Origin of the sequence: Mangrovimonas sp. DI 80, assembly GCF_001975575.1 — a bacterium.
Taxonomy (GTDB): Bacteria; Bacteroidota; Bacteroidia; order Flavobacteriales; family Flavobacteriaceae; genus Mangrovimonas_A; species Mangrovimonas_A xylaniphaga.
The window spans coordinates 199,132-219,117 of the sequence record NZ_MSDT01000006.1 but is presented as its reverse complement, the minus strand read 5'-3'; the positions used below and the strand labels follow the sequence as shown (position 1 = coordinate 219,117).

Genomic DNA, 19,986 nt, shown 5'->3' with positions numbered 1-19,986 from the left:
TCTTAGAATTTTAGTCCTGCTTCTCTAGCACCTTCTGCCAATGATTTAACTCTTCCGTGATATTTATATCCTCCTCTATCAAAAGAAATAGTATCAACACCTGCTTTAAGAGCTTTCTCTGCGATTGCTTTACCTACCAAGGCAGCAATTTCAGTTTTGTTTCCAGCAGCAGCGCTAATCTCTTTATCTCTTGAAGATGCAGAACTGATAGTTGTACCAGTTACATCGTTTATAAGTTGAGCATAAATTTCTTTATTGCTTCTAAATACAGCCAATCGTGGTCTAGCTTCAGTTCCTGAAACTATTTTACGGATTCTGCTTTTTATTCTTAGTCTTTTCTGATTCTTTGTTAATGCCATAACTTAACTATTAAGCTGATTTACCTGCTTTTCTTCTTAATTCTTCACCAACAAACTTGATACCTTTTCCTTTGTAAGGCTCTGGTTTTCTGAAACTACGGATTTTCGCAGCTACTTGTCCTACCAACTGTTTGTCGTGAGAGGTTAATTTAACGATTGGATTTTTACCTTTCTCAGATATGGTCTCAACTTTAACTTCAGGAGCTAAATCTAAGATAATATTATGAGAAAAACCTAATGCTAAATCCAATTTTTGTCCTTGGTTTGATGCTCTATAACCAACACCCACCAACTCTAGTTGCTTGGTCCACCCTTCAGATACACCCTTAACCATATTGTTAATCAAGGCTCTATAAAGACCGTGTTTTGCTCTTTCGTCTTTTTTATCTGAAGAACGCTCAACTATAACGTTTCCTTCTTCTACTTTAATTTCTACACCAGAAAATTCTTGAGTTAATTCACCTAATTTACCTTTTACAGTAATTACATTGTCTTTAACTTCAACTGTAACTCCTCCTGGGATAGCTACTGGGTTTTTACCTATTCTTGACATGTCTTTCTGTTTTTATAAATTAGTAAACGTAACACAATAATTCTCCACCAACGTTTTGTTGTTGCGCTTGCTTCCCTGTTAACACACCGTGAGATGTTGAAACAATAGCAATTCCAAGACCGTTAAGAATTCTCGGCATTTCATTGGCACCTGCATATTTACGTAAACCTGGTTTACTGATTCTTTGAATCTTTTTGATTACAGGCTCTTTAGTTTCTTTGTTGTACTTAAGGGCGATTTTAATGCTCCCTTGTACTGAAGAATCGTCAAACTTGTAACTTAAAATATATCCTTGATCGAATAATATTTTAGTAATTTCCTTTTTCAGCTTAGATGCTGGAATCTCAACCACTCTATGGTTGGCTTTCACGGCATTTCTAATTCTTGTTAGATAATCTGCGATAGGATCTGTATACATGTATATTAATTTGCGGTTTTGGTTTTCGGAGCCGACCTTCGGCTCCGAACTTCAAACCAGTTTATAATTCTTTTTTTACCAGCTAGCTTTTTTCACTCCTGGAATAAGTCCTTTATTTGCCATTTCACGCAACATTACACGTGAAATTCCAAATGTACGAACATACCCTTTAGGTCTTCCTGTAAGTTTACATCTGTTGTGCATACGTACTGGAGAAGCATTTTTTGGTAACTTTTGCAATGCTTCGTAATCTCCAGCTTCTTTTAAAGCTTTACGTTTCTCAGCATACTTAGCTACTGTTTTTGCTCTTTTTACCTCACGGGCTTTCATTGATTCTTTAGCCATATCTTAGTTCTTTTGAAAAGGTAGTCCTAATTCAGTTAATAACGAATGTGCTTCTTTATCAGTCTCTGCAGACGTTACAAAGGTAATGTCCATTCCTGATATTTTGTTGATTTTGTCAATATCAATTTCTGGGAAAATGATTTGTTCGGTAATACCTAAGTTGTAGTTACCTCTACCATCAAATCCAGTAGCTTTGATACCACCAAAATCTCTTACACGTGGTAAAGCTGAAGTAATCAAACGATCTAAGAATTCGTACATTCTCTCTCCTCTTAAGGTTACGCGGGCACCAATTGGCATTCCCTTACGTAATTTGAAAGTTGCAACGTCTTTTTTAGAAAGTGTAGCTACAGCTTTTTGTCCAGAGATCTTAGTTAATTCTTCAACTGCATGATCGATTAATTTCTTGTCAGCAACCGCAGCACCAACTCCTCTAGATAAGATAATCTTTTCTAGTTTAGGCACTTGCATTACGTTTTGATAACCGAATTCTTCTGTAAGAGCCGCAACGATTCTGTCGCGGTACTCTTGTTTTAATCTTGGAGTATAAGTCATAACTACTATATTACTTCATTAGATTTTTTGGCAAATCTTACTTTTTTATCACCTTCCATTTTGTAACCTACTCTAGTAGTTTCACCTTTAGAATTTACCAAAGATAAATTCGAGATGTGGATTGGTGCTTCTTTCTCTACGATACCACCTTGAGGATTTTGTGCGCTTGGCTTAGTGTGCTTCTTCACAATGTTCACTCCTTCTACGATGGCCTTGTTCTTATCTACAAATACTTTAAGTACTTTACCTTCTGATCCTTTGTTGTCTCCAGCAATTACTTTTACGGTATCTCCTGATTTTATTTTAAGCTTTGTCATCTTAGTTTAGTCATTAAAGCACTTCAGGTGCCAATGATACAATTTTCATGAATTGTTTATCACGAAGTTCTCTAGCAACAGGTCCAAATACACGTGTACCTCTCATCTCACCTTGAGCATTTAAAAGTACACAAGCGTTGTCGTCGAATCTAATGTAAGATCCGTCTGGGCGTCTTACTTCTTTCACGGTACGTACAACAACAGCAGTAGAAACTGCTCCTTTTTTTACGTTTCCGTTAGGAGTTGCATCTTTTACAGAAACAACAATTTTATCTCCAATAGAAGCATATCTCTTCTTAGTACCACCTAGAACACGTATTGTTAATACTTCTTTTGCTCCAGTGTTGTCGGCTACTTTTAATCTTGATTCTTGTTGTACCATAATTACTTCGCTCTTTCAATTATTTCTACTAATCTCCAACATTTAGATTTACTCATAGGTCTTGTTTCCATGATCCTTACAGTATCTCCAACGTTACAGTCGTTTGTTTCATCGTGTGCAACGTATTTTTTCGTTTTCAACACGAATTTACCATACATAGGGTGTTTTACTTTCTTAACTTCAGAAACCACAATTGACTTCTGCATTTTGTTACTTGTAACAACTCCTATACGTTCTTTTCTTAAGTTTCTTTTTTCCATCTTTCAGCAGAATACAGTTATTGTAGTTCTCTTTTAGTTAATTCAGTCTCAATTCTTGCTATTGAACGTCTTACCGAACGCAATTGAATTGGATTTTCTAAAGGAGAGATTGCATGAGCCATTTTTAGGTCTGCATAACTCTTTTTGGTCATACCAAGTTGTTCTTGTAACTCGGCTGTAGATAGCTGTTTAATTTCTGATTGCTTCATAATACATTCTTATTGAGCTTCGTCGTAATCTCGAGCTATAATAAACTTAGTTTTAACTGGAAGTTTTTGTGCGGCCAATCGCAAGGCTTCTCTTGCAACTTCTAAAGGCACACCGGTAACTTCAAATAACATTCTACCTGGTTTAACCACAGCAGCCCAATATTCAACAGCACCTTTACCTTTACCCATACGTACTTCAAGAGGTTTCTTTGTGATAGGCTTGTCTGGAAAAATTTTAATCCAAAGTTGCCCCTCTCTTTTCATATAACGTGTTGCAGCAATACGGGCAGCTTCGATTTGACGCGCAGTAATAAATTCTGAGTCAAGCGATTTTATACCAAACATTCCATTTGAAAGTACGTGCCCTCTTCCGGCATTTCCTTTCATGCGACCTTTCTGTTGCTTACGAAACTTTGTTTTCTTTGGTTGTAACATCTTCTTTTACTTTTAAAATTACTTTCTTCGTCGAGATTTGTTTGTATTACCTCCACGTCCTGTTTTTCCTTGCTTTTTGGATAACCCAACTAGCGGAGAAAGTTCTCTCTTACCATACACTTCACCTTTCATGATCCATACTTTTACTCCCAATCTACCGTAAGTAGTGTGGGCCTCTACCAAAGCATAATCGATGTCAGCTCTAAATGTCGATAATGGAATACGACCTTCCTTGTAGTGCTCGGAACGTGCCATCTCAGCACCGTTCAAACGGCCACTGATCTGTACTTTGATTCCTTCTGCATTCATACGCATCGCAGCCGCGATAGCCATCTTGATTGCACGTCTGTAAGAGATACGGTTCTCAATTTGACGAGCAATGCTAGACCCTACCAAGAATGCGTCAAGTTCTGGTCTCTTTATTTCAAAGATGTTTAACTGAACTTCCTTGTTTGTAATCTTTTTAAGCTCTTCTTTCAACTTGTCTACCTCTTGGCCACCTTTACCGATAATGATACCAGGTCTGGCAGTAGTGATAGTAACGGTTACAAGCTTAAGCGTACGCTCAATAATTACTCTAGACACACTAGCTTTAGATAAACGAGCGTGAACATATTTTCTAATCTTATCGTCTTCAGCAAGCTTGTCTCCATAGTCATTGCCTCCGTACCAGTTAGACTCCCATCCTCTGATGATTCCTAAGCGATTTCCGATTGGATTTGTTTTTTGTCCCATATCTCTATCTTAGCTTTGTGTGTTGTTATTTAATGCTCCAATCACAACTGTTACGTGGTTAGAACGTTTTCTAATTCTGTGTGCTCGACCTTGAGGAGCTGGACGCAATCTTTTCAACATTGTTCCACCATCTACTCTGATCTCTTTTACAAATAAGTTAGCTTCTTCGATGTTAGCATCTTCGTTTTTAGCTTGCCAGTTAGCGATTGCAGATAGTACAAGTTTCTCTAAACGACGTGATGCTTCTTTCGAGCTAAATCTAAGGATCTGAAGAGCTTTTTCAGCTTTTTGACCTCTAACCAAATCAGCTACTAAACGCATTTTTCTTGGTGAGGTAGGACAGTTGTTCAATTTTGCAAACGCAATTTGCTTTCTGTCTTCTTTCATAGCCTCTGCCATTTGTTTTTTACGACTTCCCATAGCTCTTCTTATTTTTTACCTTTATTTTTTGCACCTGCATGCCCTCTAAAAGAACGTGTTGGTGAAAATTCTCCTAATTTATGACCTACCATGTTTTCTGTTACGTAAACTGGTACAAACTGACGACCGTTGTGCACTGCGATAGTTTGTCCTACGAAGTCTGGAGTAATCATAGAAGCTCTAGACCAAGTTTTGATAACTGTCTTCTTGCCAGACTCAACATTTTGTTGAACTTTTCTATCTAATTTATAATGAACGTAAGGTCCTTTTTTTAATGATCTTGCCATGTCCTATTATTTCTTTCTACGTTCTACAATATATTTATTACTCGCTTTTGTCTTAGAACGGGTTCTGTAACCTTTAGCAGGTAAACCTTTTCTTGAACGTGGGTGTCCTCCAGATGAACGTCCTTCACCACCTCCCATTGGGTGATCTACAGGGTTCATTACTACGGCTCTTGTTCTTGGTCTTCTACCTAACCATCTGCTTCTACCTGCTTTACCAGATACGATCAACTGGTGGTCTGAGTTAGATACAGCTCCAATAGTAGCCATACAAGTTACAAGTACCAATCTGGTTTCACCTGATGGTAATTTAACGGTAGCAAATTTACCGTCTCTTGCCATCAATTGAGCGAAAGCTCCAGCACTACGAGCCATAACAGCTCCTTGTCCTGGGTGCAACTCAATACATGAAATAATAGTACCTAAAGGTATTTCGCTTAAAGGCATTGCGTTTCCAATTTCTGGAGCTACTCCTGAGGCACCAGATACAACGTTTTGTCCAACTTGTAAACCATTTTGGGCAATGATGTATCTTTTTTCACCATCTTGGTAGTTCAACAACGCGATAAAAGCGGTTCTGTTTGGATCATACTCGATAGTTTTCACTTCAGCAGGGATTCCCGCTTTGTTTCTTTTGAAATCGATGATACGATACTTCTTTTTGTGACCACCACCAATGTAGCGCATGGTCATTTTTCCTTGACTGTTTCTACCACCAGATCTTTTTTTCGGAGCAAGCAAGCTTTTCTCCGGCTTATCAGTAGTGATGGCGTCAAATCCATTAACTACTCTAAAACGCTGAGCTGATGTAATCGGTTTTAATTTTCTTACTGACATTTTCGTCTAATTACATGTTACTGTATAAATCAATTGTCTCACCTTCCGCCAGTTGTACAAATGCCTTTTTAACGGCATTTGTTTTACCATGCTGAATACCTGTTTTTGTGTAACGGGTTCTTCTTTCTGGACGGACATTTATAGTACGAACTTTTTCAACAGAAACGCCATAAGCAGCTTCTACTGCTTTTTTAATTTCTACCTTGTTCGCCTTTGTGCTCACTTCAAAGCTAAAGCAGTTGTTCAACTCACCTTGAGCTGTTGCTTTCTCTGTGATAATAGGTTTAATTAAGATACTCATGACTTTCTTATTTACTTAAATTCGTTTCAATTCCCTCTAGAGCCCCCTCTAAAAGGACTACTTTACTTGCGTTCAAAATTTTATAAGTATTTAATTCCGAAGCAGTTATCACTTCAGACCCTTTAAAATTACGCGACGACAAATATACATTATTATTTGACGCTCCCAATACAAACAAAGATTTTTTGTCTTGAATATCAAGGGCTTTTAAAACCGCTGTGAAGTTCTTTGTTTTTGGAGTGTCAAAGCTAAAGTCTTCCAAAACTACGATTGACTTGTCATTTGCCTTAATGCTCAAAGCTGATTTACGAGCCAAACGCTTAAGGTTTTTGTTCAATTTGAAACTGTAGTTTCTTGGTCTTGGACCAAACATACGTCCACCACCTTTAAATACTCCAGACTTGATACTACCCGCACGAGCTGTACCAGTTCCTTTTTGCTTTTTAAGCTTACGAGTACTTCCAGAGATTTCAGCTCTTTCCTTAGCCTTGTGCGTACCTTGACGTTGGTTAGCCAAATACTGCTTAACGTCTAAGTATACTGCGTGATTGTTAGGCTCAATAGCAAACACATCCTTAGAAAGCTCTGCTTGTCTACCTGTGTCTTTTCCGTTTATATCTAAAACTGCTACTTTCATTATTTCTCAATGATTACATAAGAGTTTTTGTGTCCTGGAACACATCCTTTAACTACAAGAAGGTTCTTTTCTGGAACTACTTTGTAAACTCTTAAATTTTCAACTTTCACTTTTTCACCACCCATTCTTCCGGCCATCTTGATTCCTTTGAATACTCTCGCAGGATAAGATGCTGCACCGATAGAACCAGGAGCTCTTAAACGGTTGTGCTGACCGTGGGTAGCTTGTCCAACCCCACCGAATCCGTGACGTTTTACAACCCCTTGGAATCCTTTTCCTTTAGAAGTTCCTGAGATGTCCACAAACTCACCTTCGATGAAGTGCTCTACTGTGATTGCATCACCTAATTTGTAATCTCCTTCAAATCCTTGGAATTCAACGACTTTTTTCTTAACAGAAGTACCAGCTTTTTTGGCGTGACCAAGTTCCGCTTTTGTAGCACTTTTTTCTGTCTTGTCATCGAAACCAAGTTGAAGAGCATTATACCCGTCAACCTCTTCGGTTCTGACTTGGGTAACGATACATGGTCCAGCTTCGATTACTGTACATGGAATGTTTTTTCCATTTTCATCGAAAATGCTGGTCATACCGATCTTTTTTCCTATTAACCCAGACATATTTATTAATTATTAAATTGATTACTATATTATTTTAAAAAAATCAGGGTCAAAATACGTTTCAACCCTGAATTGTACTTTTTCCGTTTTTCCTTTGCACGAAGCGCCGGACATGTGATCAAGAAATTTGTTTCTTGATGTGCTTACTTACACCTTGATCTCTACTTCAACTCCACTTGGCAATTCAAGTTTCATTAAAGCGTCGATTGTTTTAGAAGATGAAGAGTAGATATCCAACAATCTCTTGTAAGAGCTTAATTGGAACTGCTCTCTAGACTTCTTGTTTACGTGTGGTGAACGTAATACAGTGAAAATCTTTTTGTGAGTTGGTAATGGAATTGGTCCAGTTACAACAGCACCTGTACTTTTTACTGTTTTTACAATCTTGTCAGCTGACTTGTCAACCAAGTTGTGATCGTAAGACTTTAATTTTATTCTGATTTTTTGACTCATTTTCTTAAGATTTAAGCTTCAACTCCTTTAGCTGCCTTAATCACTTCTTCCGCAATGTTCGAAGGAGTTTCAGCATAATGTGAAAATTCCATAGTAGAGGTTGCTCTACCAGAAGACAACGTACGTAAAGCAGTTACGTAACCAAACATTTCTGATAATGGCACGTGCGCTTTTACAACTTTAGATCCAGATCTATCGCCCATGTCGTTAACCTGTCCACGACGACGATTAAGGTCACCTACGATATCACCCATGTTTTCTTCTGGAGTGATTACTTCCAATTTCATGATAGGCTCCATAATCACGGCTTTAGCAGCTCTTGCAGCAGCTTTGAAACCAAGTTTAGCAGCCAATTCGAATGATAACTGGTCAGAATCCACATCGTGGTAAGATCCGTCTGTCAAAGTTACTTTCATAGCATCTACTTCGTAACCTGCCAATGGACCATTTACCATAGCCATCTTGAATCCTTTCTCGATTGAAGGGATAAATTCTTTTGGTACGTTACCACCTTTGATCTCAGAAACGAACTCAAGACCAACTTTACCTTCTTCTGCAGGCTCAAGAGTAAATACGATATCCGCGAATTTACCACGTCCACCAGATTGCTTCTTGTAAACCTCTCTGTGTTGTGCAGTTTGAGTAATAGCTTCTTTGTACTCTACTTGAGGTTGTCCTTGGTTAACTTCAACCTTGAACTCACGCTTCAAACGGTCAACAATAATATCTAAGTGAAGCTCTCCCATTCCAGAAATGATGGTCTGTCCTGTAGCCTCATCTGTTCTTACTGTAAAAGTTGGATCTTCTTCTGCCAATTTAGCTAAAGCCATACCTAGTTTATCAACGTCAGCTTTAGTTTTAGGCTCAACCGCAATACCAATTACAGGATCTGGGAAGTCCATACTTTCCAATACAATTGGGTGTTTCTCATCAGACATAGTATCACCAGTCTTGATGTCTTTAAACCCTACTGCTGCTCCAATATCACCAGCTTCGATATATTCGATAGCATTTTGCTTGTTAGAGTGCATTTGGTAGATACGAGAGATACGCTCTTTTTTACCTGAACGGTTGTTCAAGATGTAAGAACCTGCATCTAAACGTCCAGAGTAAGCTCTAAAGAATGCCAAACGACCTACGAAAGGATCGGTAGCAATTTTAAATGCCAATGCAGCGAAAGGCGCGTCAACACTTGGTTTACGAGTCTCTTCAGCTCCTGTGTCTGGGTTAGTACCAATAATGTTATCTCTATCTAATGGAGAAGGTAAATAACGACAAACAGCATCTAATAAGAACTGTACTCCTTTATTTTTAAATGAAGAACCACAGATCATAGGAATGATAGCCATATCCATTACAGCAGCTCTAAGTGCAGCGTGCACTTCTTCTTCTGTAATAGAATCTTCATCTTCCATGAATTTCTCTAATAAGTTCTCATCGTAAGTAGCTACCTCTTCAATTAAAAGCGCACGGTATTTACGTGCTTCTTCTTTCATATCTTCAGGAATGTCGATAACATCAAAAGTTGCCCCTTGAGTTTCATCATGCCATACAATAGCTCTGTTTTTTACTAAGTCTACGATACCTTTGAAATCTGCTTCGTCACCAATGTTCAATACGATTGGCACAGCGTTAGATTTCAACATATCTTTTACTTGTTGACATACTGCTAAGAAGTTAGATCCTTGACGGTCCATCTTGTTAACAAATCCAATACGTGGTACTTTATAGTTATCAGCAAGTCTCCAGTTAGTTTCAGATTGTGGCTCAACACCATCAACCGCACTAAATAAGAATACTAAACCATCTAATACACGTAATGAACGGTTTACCTCTACGGTAAAGTCAACGTGACCCGGAGTATCGATAATGTTAAAGTGATACCCTTGAGTCTCTGGAGTAGGCTGCGCATTCTCCAATGGGAACTGCCATGTACAAGTTGTAGCTGCAGATGTGATAGTAATACCACGCTCTTGCTCTTGCTCCATCCAGTCCATAGTTGCAGCACCATCGTGCACCTCACCAATTTTGTGAGAAACTCCTGTATAATAAAGTATACGCTCCGTTGTTGTTGTTTTACCAGCATCAATGTGAGCCGCAATACCTATATTTCTTGTAAGTTTTAAATCTCTTGCCATTTTATTAGAATCTAAAGTGTGAGAATGCTTTGTTAGCCTCTGCCATCTTATGAGTATCTACTCTTTTCTTAACGGCCGCTCCTTCTTCTTTAGCTGCTGCTAAAATTTCTGAAGCCAAACGTTGTGCCATAGATTTTTCATTTCTTTTACGCGCATAACCAATTAACCATTTCATTGCAGTTGAAATTTTACGATCTGGACGTATTTGCATAGGGATTTGGAATGTTGCACCACCAACTCTACGGCTACGTACTTCTACGTGAGGCATAACGTTTGATAAAGCATCTTTCCAAAGTTCCAACGCTGTTTTCTCATCATCAGCTTTCTTAGACTCTACAATATCAATAGCATCATAGAATATTTTAAAAGCTACAGACTTCTTACCGTCCCACATCATCATATTAACGAAACGTGTTACCAACTGATCGTTAAAACGTGGATCTGGTAAAAGCGGTCTTTTTTTCGCTTGTCTTTTTCTCATGTCTTCTTCTTAAAGTTTTTTTAATTACTTCTTAGGGCGTTTTGCACCATACTTAGATCTACGTTGTGTTCTACCATTAACACCTGCGGTGTCAAGAGCTCCACGAACGATGTGATATCTAACTCCTGGTAAATCTTTTACCCTTCCGCCTCTAACCAATACTATCGAGTGCTCTTGTAGGTTGTGACCCTCACCTCCGATGTATGCGTTAACCTCGTTACCGTTTGTTAAACGAACCCTTGCTACCTTACGCATTGCTGAGTTAGGTTTCTTAGGCGTTGTAGTATAAACACGAGTACACACACCACGTCTTTGTGGGCACGAATCCAAAGCAGCCGATTTACTCTTCTTGGTTATTTTGGCTCTTCCTTTTCGTACTAATTGTGAAATTGTTGGCATATATTACTATATAATTTTTATTAAAGCCTCTATTTAGAGGGCTGCAAAGGTAGGAATAAAAATGAATTTTTCAAATGTTAAGTGATTAATTTTAAAAAGTTTGGTGAATTATTTTTTGCTCTGCATATTTTAGTTGAATAATTTCCGTTAGCTTTGAAATCAAATTCCGTATGATGCCCTCCTCAAAATTGTTAATGCAATTAATTTTTTGGACGTTGCTTTGCAACATCATTCACGCTCAATCACTTCGCTTAAGCGTTCAGGGTAAAAACGAAAAAGAAACCCAAATCATTGACTCCATAGGGTACAAAAAAATCAACTCTAATTATAGCGAGTTGGAAACTGAGCTGTTTTCCCTTCAACAAAAAATAAACAAACTGGGATATTTGGAATCAAACCTCGAAGACCTCACAAAAGAATCCGATTCAAGCTACGTTGCTCATTTACATTTAAACAACCATTACAAAAGTATCCATATATATATTAAGGAATTAGACCCTAAATATTTAAAAGCACTCAACCTAAAAACACTTGATGGCTATGTACTCATTAGTATTGCAGAATTAGAAGACACTCTAGAAGCCCTCAATACTGAGATTGCCAATACGGGAGACCCATTTAGTTCACTTGAATTAACGGACCTAAAAAAAATAAACGATTACACTCTATCGGCTAAACTGAAAATCACTAGCAATAAAATCAGGACCATCGATGGCATCGTAATTAAAGGTTATGAAAAATTTCCAAGGTCATATGTCAAACACTTTTTAAAAATAAAGACTTCCCAAACATTTAACCTTTCTAAAATAAAAGAACAAACAAACCTGTTAAACGATTTACAATTTGCCAACCAAATTAAGGATCCCGAAGTTTTATTTACCAAAGATTCCACTACCTTATATTTGTATATAGAAAAGACCAAAGCGAATTCTTTTGATGGCTTCTTAGGGTTTGGAACTAATACGGAAACTCAAAATTTGGAATTTGACGGTTATTTAAACTTAGCACTCATCAACAACCTTAATTATGGAGAATCCCTAAATCTTCTTTATAAGAGTGACGAAAACGACCAAAGAACATTCAACCTTGATGTAAGCCTCCCCTATCTTTTCAAAACACCAATAGGCATTGATGCCAATTTGAATATTTTCAGAAGAGATTCCTCGTTTGTAAACATTACACAATCCGCCAACCTATTTTACCAACTAAACTCTAGGAACAAACTATCAGTCGGGATACACGGAATCAACTCCAACAATTTACTAGACAACTCCACGAGTACCATTACAGATTACAAATCGACTTTTTATAAAATCAATTACTCTTTCATAAAACCACAATATTATGATAACCTATTTCCAACAAACTTTCTGTTTGATTTTTCTACCGGCTTTGGAAAACGCTCATCAGAATTCAAAACAGAAAGGCAAACCCAGTTTCAAGTCAATAGCTATAAAATTTTCAACTTAAACGACAGGAACAGCCTATTCACTCGTTTAAATGGAGCCTATTTAAATTCCGACCAATATTTAGAAAACGAATTGTATCGCTTTGGAGGCATCAATTCCATTAGGGGCTTTGAAGAAAACAGCATCTTGGCCAACCTTTACGCCGTACTCAATACAGAATATAGATACCGCCTCTCAAATAACCTTTATATTCACAGTGTTTTGGACGCCTCATATTTTGAAAACCAACTAAATAACACCAAAGAAAAACTCTTCGGTATAGGCTTTGGTTTTGGCTTACTAACAAATACCGGCCTCTTCAAACTCAACTACTCTAACGGAAAGACTGAAAACCAGAGCTTTAAATTTTCAGATTCAAAAATCCACATAAGCATCTCTTCCACGTTTTAACATTATTGTTAATAGTCTTTTAAAAATTTTAATACAAGTTTGTTGTTTTATTAACTTTTTATTAAGATATTCGGACAGGCTAATTCAAATTAATTTAAATATGAAAACAAAGTTTAGTGGAATTCTAACGCTAATACTGGCGTTTGTTGTGCAGATAACTTTTGCACAAGAAAAAACAATTTCAGGGACGGTTACGGATGAGACCGGACTTCCTCTCCCTGGAGTTAACATTATTGTTAAAGGGACAACTACCGGAACCCAAACCGATTTTGATGGAAACTATGCCATCTCAGCAAAAGCCGGTGACATTTTAACATTTACTTATATTGGACTAAAAACCCAAGAAATTACGGTAGGATCATCAAGCTCGATCAACATCACCATGTTGGAAGACGCTGCTGTTCTTGATGAAGTTGTCGTAACTGCTTTAGGGATCAAGCGAGAAGAAAAGGCGCTTGGTTATTCTGTACAAAGTATTAAAGGCGAAGGAATGACTGAAGCCAGAGAAAGTAACATCTCAAATGCCATTAGCGGTAAAGTTGCCGGGGTTCAGGTTACAGGAACATCAGGTAGTGTTGGTTCCTCTTCTCGTATTGTATTGAGAGGTAACTCCTCTATTACAGGGAACAACGAGCCTCTTTACGTAGTAGACGGTGTTCCAATTGACAACAGATCGTTTGGTAACGCCGGAAGCGGTGGAGGTGTCGATTTACCTAATGGTGCAGCCGATATTAATCCAGATGATATTGAATCTGTTACAATTCTGAAAGGTCCTAACGCTGCTGCTCTATATGGTTTACGAGCTGGAAACGGAGTTATTGTAATCACTACTAAAAGCGGTAGTGGAGCCAAAAAGTTTGGTATATCCATTAACACGAACGTGACTTTTTCTAATCCTTTATTACTCCCTGATTACCAAAATTCATATGGACAAGGTGGGGACCCTAGTTATTTTGAATTTGTTAATGGTGCTGGAGCTGGTGTTGGAGATGGTGTAGATGAAAGCTGGGGACCGGCTTTAGATACTGGCCTAGAATTTATTCAATGGAATTCACAATTGAACGGAGGGCAACCACTTCCTTGGCGCTCTTATCCAGACAACGTTAAAGACTTTTTGGACACTGGTATAAACATTAGCAACAACGTCTCCTTAACTACGGACAAAATCCGTCTTTCCATTGGTAATTCAGATGAAAAAGGGATGGTACCTCATACCGAATTGAAAAAAACCACTATTGGATTTAACGGAACACTTGATTTAGGAGAGCGCTTTACTGCTAGTACCTCTGTAAACTATTTCAATATAGATAGCGACAACTTACCTATCACGGGATACAATAATGAAAACCCTTTCCAGCAGTTTATTTGGTCTGCTAGACAAGTTAACTTTTCTGAATTAAGAGATTGGAGAAACTTCCCATTAGCGCCAGAAGGAACGGCCGCTGAAGGAACTCCTCTTAACTGGAACCACAACTTCCAAAACAACCCATATTGGGTATTGGAAACCAACAGAAATACGTTTGAAAAGGATCGTGTAATTGGAAATATTAATTTAGCCTACGAAATTAACGATTGGTTGAGCGTAAGTTCTATGGTAGGTGTTGACTTCTATAGCCAACTAGAAACTAGCAGACAAGCCAAAGGAAGTAACAATGCTCCTGATGGAAGTTACACGGAAATCCAAAGAAGATACGAAGAGATTAATTCCAGTATTTTATTTACCATCAATAAGGATATTACAGATGACTTTAACTTCTCTTTAAATCTTGGGGCTAACCAAATGGAAAGAAAGTACAATAGTACATATGGTCAGCTTCCTGCATTAGAATTACCGGATTTATACAATTTAGCCAACTTACAAACAGGCGCGACAGCTGTTCTTGATAATACTGAAAGAAACCAAGAAATTAGTAGTGTTTACGGTTACGGTCAAATTGGATTTAGAAACTTATTCTTTATTGATTTTACGGCAAGAAATGATTGGGCTAGTATCTTACCTGTAGACAACAACTCTTTCTTTTACCCTTCCGTTAGTGGTTCCTTAATTCTTACAGATGCCTTAGGAATAACTAGTGACGCTGTAAACTTTCTGAAAATTAGAGGAGGTTGGTCTAAAGTAGGTAGTACAGGTGCATTAGGCCCTTACAGTATCAAACCAACTTTTGGACTTGGAAACACAGGATTCGGAAACCAAGCTTCATTGCCTAACACTCAATGGAATCCAAACTTAAAAGCAGAAACAGTTACCGGAGTTGAAGTTGGTATCGATGGTAAATTTTTCCAAAACAGATTACGTTTTGGCTTCACTTACTACGATCAAAAATCTGAAGACCTTTTAGTTCCAATTCAAGTAACTGCAGCCACTGGTTTTACAAATGTATGGGATAACGTAGCAGACATGACCAATAAAGGGTTTGAAGTTTCTTTTGGAGCTACAGTAATCGAGACGGAAGATTTCAGCTTCGATATAGACCTTAATTGGGCAACCAATGATAACGAAGTTACTTCACTTGGAGAATTGGATACTTATATTTTAGGTGGTCAATGGGGGCTAAATCTTGAAGCTAGACCAGGCCTACCTTACGGATTATTAGTTGGTAGAGACTTTGAAAGAACCGAAGACGGAAAAGTAATCTACGAAGATGGACTTCCTGTTATTGATCAAGACTACAAAGTATTGGGAGATATTGCTCCTGATTGGACAGGAGGTGCCAATTTCGCCATTAGATATAAAAACTTTGATTTATCAACGCTTATCGACGCTAAAATCGGAGGTGAAGTACACAGTATGACCTATGCTTGGGGTAGATATGCAGGTACCTTAGAAGAATCTTTAATAGGTAGAGAAACTGGAGTTGTTGGTAATGGTGTAATGTCAGACGGTAATGGAGGTTATATACCAAACAATGTTGTGGTAGATGCCAAAGTGTTTAACCAAGCTGCTTACAGTAATGATGTAGAATCAAGTTCGATCTTTGATGCGTCCTATGTTAAGTTAAGACAGATAACTTTAGGATATGCAATTCCTGCGAAATTTTTCAAGAACAGTGTTGTAGAAGGTTTAAAATTCTCGATTGTAGGAAGAAACCTTGCAATGTTGTACAAAAAAGCGCCGCACATTGATCCTGAAACAGGGTTTAGTAGTGCCAATGGACAACAAGGGCAGGAATTTGGACAATATCCATCTGCCAGAAACATAGGTTTCAACATCAACTTAAAATTCTAAAAAAATGATTATGAAAAAAATAAAATTCATCATTTGCACTTTAATCACACTTTCAGTGATTACAGGGTGTACTAAAGATTATGAAGAGCTAAATACAGACCCCAACAATCCTGTAGCGGTACCTGCTCACCTTTTATTAGGGACAACTCAAAGAGTTTATATGAACGTAATGCATGGTGTATTAGGTGGTGCAGGAGGTGATATGGGAGCAGTTTGGGCCCAGTTGTGGAGCAAAGTACAGTATAACTCAGAGGAACGCTATATCCCAAGAAGAACGGTTATCGATAACATATGGGACAATACTTTCGCTAGTGTAATTTCAGAAGCATCCGCCATGGAAGAGTTAGCTGCAGCCGAAGGCAACACCAACTTACAGGCCGCAGCCATCATCATGCAAGCCTCTGGATTCCAATTCATGACAGAACTTTTCGGACCTATTCCATTTACCGAAGCAATGGATCCATCAATTTTAAAACCTGTTTATGATGATGAAACTACCATTTACAATGGCATCATCGACATGTACTCTCAAGCAGCTTCGTTGCTTGCTAATGGTTCAGGGGAAATTGTAGCATCTTCCGATTTATTTTATGGGGGTGATGTCACCAAATGGAGAAAATTAGCAAACACTTTAAAATTTAGAGCTTTAATGAGAATTTCATCAACTCAAAATGTAAGTTCTGAATTACAGGCTTTGGTTAATGGAGGATACTTGATGACATCCAACGATGACGATGCCCAAGTGAGCTATACTGCAGTACAGCCAGACGCTAACCCTATTTACGAATTAATCGATTATGGAGCGCGATTGGAATACAAAGTGAATGAGCTTGTAGTTGAAAGAATGAAGACTCTTAACGATGATCGTTTACCATTATATGCAGCTCCTGCAGATTCTGACGGAGAATATAGAGGTAAACCAGCTGGATATGGTGACCTTACAGCACTTCCTAACGAAGCACTTGGTTACACTTACGCCAACATCTCTGGATTGGGTGATTTCTATTTAAACCCTGAACTACCAGGAGTTTTAATGTCTTTCTCTGAGTTAAGCTTTTTAATGGCTGAAGCGGCAACCGAAGGATATATCTCTGGAGGATTGGATGCAGCCTTAAGCTACTACTACACAGGTATCGAGGCTAGTTATGAGTTCCATGGCATAAGTCCTTCTGCTTACATAGCACAAGAAGGTTTAGGGTTTGCCAATCAAAATGATGCTCGTCAAAAGATAGGCGAAGAAAAATGGCTAGCTCTATTTGGACAAGGTTTTGAAGCTTGGACGGAATGGAGAAGAACTAATTTCCCTGTGTTAACTCCAGCTGTTGAAGGGGACATTAATCAAATTCCTTCTAGATACTACTATCCAACAACAGAACCATCTCTTAACAGCGAAAACAATGCTGCTGCTGCATCCTCTATTGGAGGCGATGAGTTGACATCTGCATTATTTTGGCAATAATAAACCTATAAATTTATACATATGAAAAATATAAAATTCTTAATATTATCGTTGTTATCACTCTCCATGATGGTTTCTTGCATAGATGATGACAATGACGAATTAACTGGAGGAGCCACAACAGGAGGCCTTATATCTCTTAATAATGCTGCCATAGGTTATGTTGTTGGAAATGGAGCAACATATACTGCCTCAGGAAATATTTATCAAGGAAAGGTTAAAACAGTAAATGTAGACATTTATAAGTCCTTTACGAGTTCTGCCTCCGGAAATAGTACTGAAGAAATCTTATATGACTCTGTAGCCATCACAGACACTGAACTGGGAACAAATGCTCCTTTTTCAACCTCTTTTACTTATGAAGATCTAATTGAAGGCCTAACCTTAGATGGTAGCCCTTTACCTGCAAGTGACTCCGAATTAAATATTGGAGATTACTGGACTTTAAGGTACGAGAGCACTCTAGATAATGGAGAGGTAGTAGCTGGTGCAGCAATTACAAAAGTTTCTGTAGGGACTCGTTTCGCTGGACTTTATCGTTGTCTTGAAGCAGAATACTATAGAATTGGAGTACTCACCTATACCGCTTCTGATTGGCCTTCAGAAACCACTATTGAATCAGTTGACGCCACTACCTATAGAGTAGTTGAGTATTTTGGCGCTTTTAACGGAAATGAATGGTATTTTCAAATTGATGAAAATGACAAAATTTCTTATCCAGATGAAACTCCAAGTGGTGATGCCCAAACAGGAAACGGTCAACCTTTAATTACATGTGAATCTAATGCTGGGGATTTTGGAGATGTTCCATGCGGATCTGCAACCAATTACGTAGAGCGCGATGATGTTAATGGAGAAGACAAGTTATACATGACATTCGGTTATTATACATCTGGATCTGGCCCAAGAACATTCTATCAAGTAATGGAAAAAATTGTAGAATAATAAATGAAAAACATATGAAAAATAATTTTATAAAAATATCTCTTTTGGCTCTAGCTACCATTTTTACTACATCTTGTAGTGATGATGATTTAACGGGGCATAGCACCAAGGAGCCTAGCTCCCCTACTCTTAGTGTAGCTTTGGATTTTGCCAATAGCCAAACATTAGTTGAAGAGGAAACAACTTATGGGTTTACCGTAAGTATTAGCGAACCACAAATTGTAGCAGTTAGAGTATATCTTGAACAAACAGGAGGTGACGCAACAGATGGTGAAGACTTTTCATTTCCTCATAGTGTAACAATTCCTGCTGGCTCAACATCAGTATCAGATGTTATTGCAATCCACGCCGATGATTTAATTGAAGAAACTGAAACTGCCACTATTAAGATTGGAACAGGATTTGAATCCAATGTTTCTGCTGTTAATGAGCAAATAGTTACTTTTAGCATTGAAAATCTTGTAGAAGGAGATTTAATGATTGGATTATCTTGGGAAGCCTCAGAAATGACGACTGATAATTCAGGAGTTGAAATTGATGCCACTGATTTAGCAGATTTACGTTTATTGGTAACAGATGTTCCTTACACTCAAATTTTAGGAGGTGCTGATGGAGGTAGCTTTGAAAGCTTTACCATCTCTTCAGATTCAGATGATGGTGAGTACTACATTGTATCAGACTTTTATGATGCTGTTGATATTTCAAGAGAATTAAACCTAACTTTAACATTGGATCAAGTTGGGGTTATAAATGGTGATACTTACACTTTTAGCAATGCCTTAAGTACAGATTTCCTTTGTGTTGACAACTATTTTATATTAGGTAAAGTTACAAAAACAGGAGGATCCTACACATTTGAAGAAGTTGGTACAAATAACTTTGCATCACAATTGAAATCGTGGGGAGGTATTGATAGTGTAGATGCTTTAGGTCCTGAAGGGGGCTATCCTAGCCATGTAACAACTCAGGTAGATTGTGAAGGAAAATTAATATATGGATTAAACAGAGAATGGATGCAAACTACTTGGGGTGAGTCTATTCAAACAGAAGGAACTGTTTATTACACAGTAGATGAATCTGGAAATGTCACCATACCTTCTCAGTACATATTCACAACATTATATAGTGGTGCGTTGTATGACTATACCGTATCTGGAACAGGAGTTTTAGATGAAAGTGTTACCCCTGCAACTTTAACAATCAATTATGAGTTGGATCAAGAAGGGTTCTCTCCTAGCCAATGGTTGTATACTAACGGATATAGTGACACAACCTATTTTGCAGCCTCTTTAGTTCTAGAGGAATAATAAGGAATAATTCACCAATTATTATAGTTAGTCTTTTAAAACCACCTCTAAGAGG

The 19,986-nt window shown here is 37.9% G+C and carries 26 protein-coding genes; 5 read left to right on the top strand and 21 right to left on the bottom strand.

Annotation, left to right across the window (positions count from 1 at the left end; translation table 11 throughout):
• Positions 1-2: 2 nt before the first annotated feature.
• The 21 genes from rplR to rpsL all read right to left on the bottom strand — a co-directional run bounded on the left by rplR (position 3) and on the right by rpsL (position 11,135).
• Positions 3-359 carry a 50S ribosomal protein L18 gene (rplR, locus tag BKM32_RS12920; RefSeq protein ID WP_076664157.1) on the bottom strand — a complete coding sequence of 119 codons (357 nt, stop codon included), beginning with the start codon at positions 357-359 and terminating at the stop codon, positions 3-5.
• A gap of 10 nt (positions 360-369) precedes the next feature.
• The gene (gene rplF / locus BKM32_RS12915; protein WP_053975730.1) at positions 370-912 is read right to left on the bottom strand and encodes a 50S ribosomal protein L6; all 543 of its coding nucleotides are present in this window, start codon (positions 910-912) and stop codon (positions 370-372) included.
• Between the two features lie 19 nt (positions 913-931).
• The gene (rpsH, locus tag BKM32_RS12910; protein ID WP_053975731.1) at positions 932-1,330 is read right to left on the bottom strand and encodes a 30S ribosomal protein S8; all 399 of its coding nucleotides are present in this window, start codon (positions 1,328-1,330) and stop codon (positions 932-934) included.
• Positions 1,331-1,405: 75 nt separating this feature from the next.
• Complete coding sequence (gene rpsN / locus BKM32_RS12905; protein ID WP_053975732.1) at positions 1,406-1,675, bottom strand: 30S ribosomal protein S14; 270 nt, start codon at positions 1,673-1,675, stop codon at positions 1,406-1,408.
• A gap of 3 nt (positions 1,676-1,678) precedes the next feature.
• Positions 1,679-2,230 (bottom strand): 50S ribosomal protein L5, encoded by a 552-nt coding sequence (gene rplE / locus BKM32_RS12900; protein ID WP_053975733.1) that lies wholly within the window; start codon positions 2,228-2,230, stop codon positions 1,679-1,681.
• Positions 2,231-2,235: 5 nt separating this feature from the next.
• Positions 2,236-2,547 (bottom strand): 50S ribosomal protein L24, encoded by a 312-nt coding sequence (rplX, locus tag BKM32_RS12895; RefSeq protein WP_053975734.1) that lies wholly within the window; start codon positions 2,545-2,547, stop codon positions 2,236-2,238.
• A 13-nt stretch (positions 2,548-2,560) separates the two neighbouring features.
• Positions 2,561-2,929: a 50S ribosomal protein L14 gene (rplN, locus tag BKM32_RS12890; protein WP_053975735.1), complete on the bottom strand. Its 369-nt coding sequence runs from the start codon at positions 2,927-2,929 to the stop codon at positions 2,561-2,563.
• Positions 2,930-2,931: 2 nt separating this feature from the next.
• The gene (gene rpsQ / locus BKM32_RS12885) at positions 2,932-3,189 is read right to left on the bottom strand and encodes a 30S ribosomal protein S17 (RefSeq protein WP_053975736.1); all 258 of its coding nucleotides are present in this window, start codon (positions 3,187-3,189) and stop codon (positions 2,932-2,934) included.
• A 17-nt stretch (positions 3,190-3,206) separates the two neighbouring features.
• Positions 3,207-3,398 carry a 50S ribosomal protein L29 gene (rpmC, locus tag BKM32_RS12880; protein WP_076664156.1) on the bottom strand — a complete coding sequence of 64 codons (192 nt, stop codon included), beginning with the start codon at positions 3,396-3,398 and terminating at the stop codon, positions 3,207-3,209.
• A gap of 9 nt (positions 3,399-3,407) precedes the next feature.
• Positions 3,408-3,833, bottom strand: a complete 426-nt coding sequence (rplP, locus tag BKM32_RS12875) for a 50S ribosomal protein L16 (protein WP_053975738.1) — start codon at positions 3,831-3,833, stop codon at positions 3,408-3,410.
• An 18-nt stretch (positions 3,834-3,851) separates the two neighbouring features.
• Positions 3,852-4,568 carry a 30S ribosomal protein S3 gene (rpsC, locus tag BKM32_RS12870; RefSeq protein WP_053975739.1) on the bottom strand — a complete coding sequence of 239 codons (717 nt, stop codon included), beginning with the start codon at positions 4,566-4,568 and terminating at the stop codon, positions 3,852-3,854.
• A 9-nt stretch (positions 4,569-4,577) separates the two neighbouring features.
• Entirely contained in the window at positions 4,578-4,988 is a 411-nt protein-coding gene (gene rplV / locus BKM32_RS12865) for a 50S ribosomal protein L22 (RefSeq protein ID WP_053975740.1), read from the bottom strand.
• 8 nt (positions 4,989-4,996) lie between these two features.
• The gene (rpsS, locus tag BKM32_RS12860; protein ID WP_053975741.1) at positions 4,997-5,275 is read right to left on the bottom strand and encodes a 30S ribosomal protein S19; all 279 of its coding nucleotides are present in this window, start codon (positions 5,273-5,275) and stop codon (positions 4,997-4,999) included.
• Between the two features lie 6 nt (positions 5,276-5,281).
• Complete coding sequence (gene rplB, locus BKM32_RS12855) at positions 5,282-6,109, bottom strand: 50S ribosomal protein L2 (RefSeq protein ID WP_053975742.1); 828 nt, start codon at positions 6,107-6,109, stop codon at positions 5,282-5,284.
• A 10-nt stretch (positions 6,110-6,119) separates the two neighbouring features.
• Positions 6,120-6,410 (bottom strand): 50S ribosomal protein L23, encoded by a 291-nt coding sequence (gene rplW, locus BKM32_RS12850; RefSeq protein WP_076664155.1) that lies wholly within the window; start codon positions 6,408-6,410, stop codon positions 6,120-6,122.
• Between the two features lie 7 nt (positions 6,411-6,417).
• Entirely contained in the window at positions 6,418-7,047 is a 630-nt protein-coding gene (gene rplD / locus BKM32_RS12845; protein ID WP_053975744.1) for a 50S ribosomal protein L4, read from the bottom strand.
• Entirely contained in the window at positions 7,047-7,664 is a 618-nt protein-coding gene (gene rplC / locus BKM32_RS12840) for a 50S ribosomal protein L3 (protein WP_053975745.1), read from the bottom strand. The genes rplD and rplC overlap by 1 nt, the downstream gene beginning before the upstream one ends.
• 147 nt (positions 7,665-7,811) lie before the next feature.
• Complete coding sequence (gene rpsJ, locus BKM32_RS12835; RefSeq protein ID WP_007650482.1) at positions 7,812-8,117, bottom strand: 30S ribosomal protein S10; 306 nt, start codon at positions 8,115-8,117, stop codon at positions 7,812-7,814.
• Between the two features lie 11 nt (positions 8,118-8,128).
• On the bottom strand, positions 8,129-10,255 hold the full coding sequence (fusA, locus tag BKM32_RS12830) for an elongation factor G (protein WP_053975746.1): 2,127 nt from the start codon (positions 10,253-10,255) through the stop codon (positions 8,129-8,131).
• A gap of 4 nt (positions 10,256-10,259) precedes the next feature.
• On the bottom strand, positions 10,260-10,736 hold the full coding sequence (gene rpsG, locus BKM32_RS12825) for a 30S ribosomal protein S7 (protein WP_053975747.1): 477 nt from the start codon (positions 10,734-10,736) through the stop codon (positions 10,260-10,262).
• A gap of 24 nt (positions 10,737-10,760) precedes the next feature.
• Positions 10,761-11,135, bottom strand: coding sequence for a 30S ribosomal protein S12 (gene rpsL / locus BKM32_RS12820; RefSeq protein ID WP_053975748.1), 375 nt, complete (start codon positions 11,133-11,135; stop codon positions 10,761-10,763).
• A gap of 194 nt (positions 11,136-11,329) precedes the next feature.
• Between rpsL and BKM32_RS12815 the strand changes: the two genes are divergently transcribed.
• From BKM32_RS12815 to BKM32_RS12795, 5 genes are all read left to right on the top strand, one after another.
• Entirely contained in the window at positions 11,330-12,994 is a 1,665-nt protein-coding gene (locus BKM32_RS12815; RefSeq protein WP_076664470.1) for a POTRA domain-containing protein, read from the top strand.
• Positions 12,995-13,094: 100 nt separating this feature from the next.
• Entirely contained in the window at positions 13,095-16,220 is a 3,126-nt protein-coding gene (locus BKM32_RS12810; RefSeq protein ID WP_053975749.1) for a SusC/RagA family TonB-linked outer membrane protein, read from the top strand.
• A 10-nt stretch (positions 16,221-16,230) separates the two neighbouring features.
• Positions 16,231-17,679 (top strand): SusD/RagB family nutrient-binding outer membrane lipoprotein, encoded by a 1,449-nt coding sequence (locus BKM32_RS12805; RefSeq protein ID WP_168155198.1) that lies wholly within the window; start codon positions 16,231-16,233, stop codon positions 17,677-17,679.
• Positions 17,680-17,700: 21 nt separating this feature from the next.
• Positions 17,701-18,624 (top strand): hypothetical protein, encoded by a 924-nt coding sequence (locus BKM32_RS12800; RefSeq protein ID WP_123812120.1) that lies wholly within the window; start codon positions 17,701-17,703, stop codon positions 18,622-18,624.
• A 14-nt stretch (positions 18,625-18,638) separates the two neighbouring features.
• Entirely contained in the window at positions 18,639-19,931 is a 1,293-nt protein-coding gene (locus BKM32_RS12795; RefSeq protein ID WP_076664154.1) for a hypothetical protein, read from the top strand.
• The last annotated feature ends 55 nt before the right edge of the window (positions 19,932-19,986 follow it).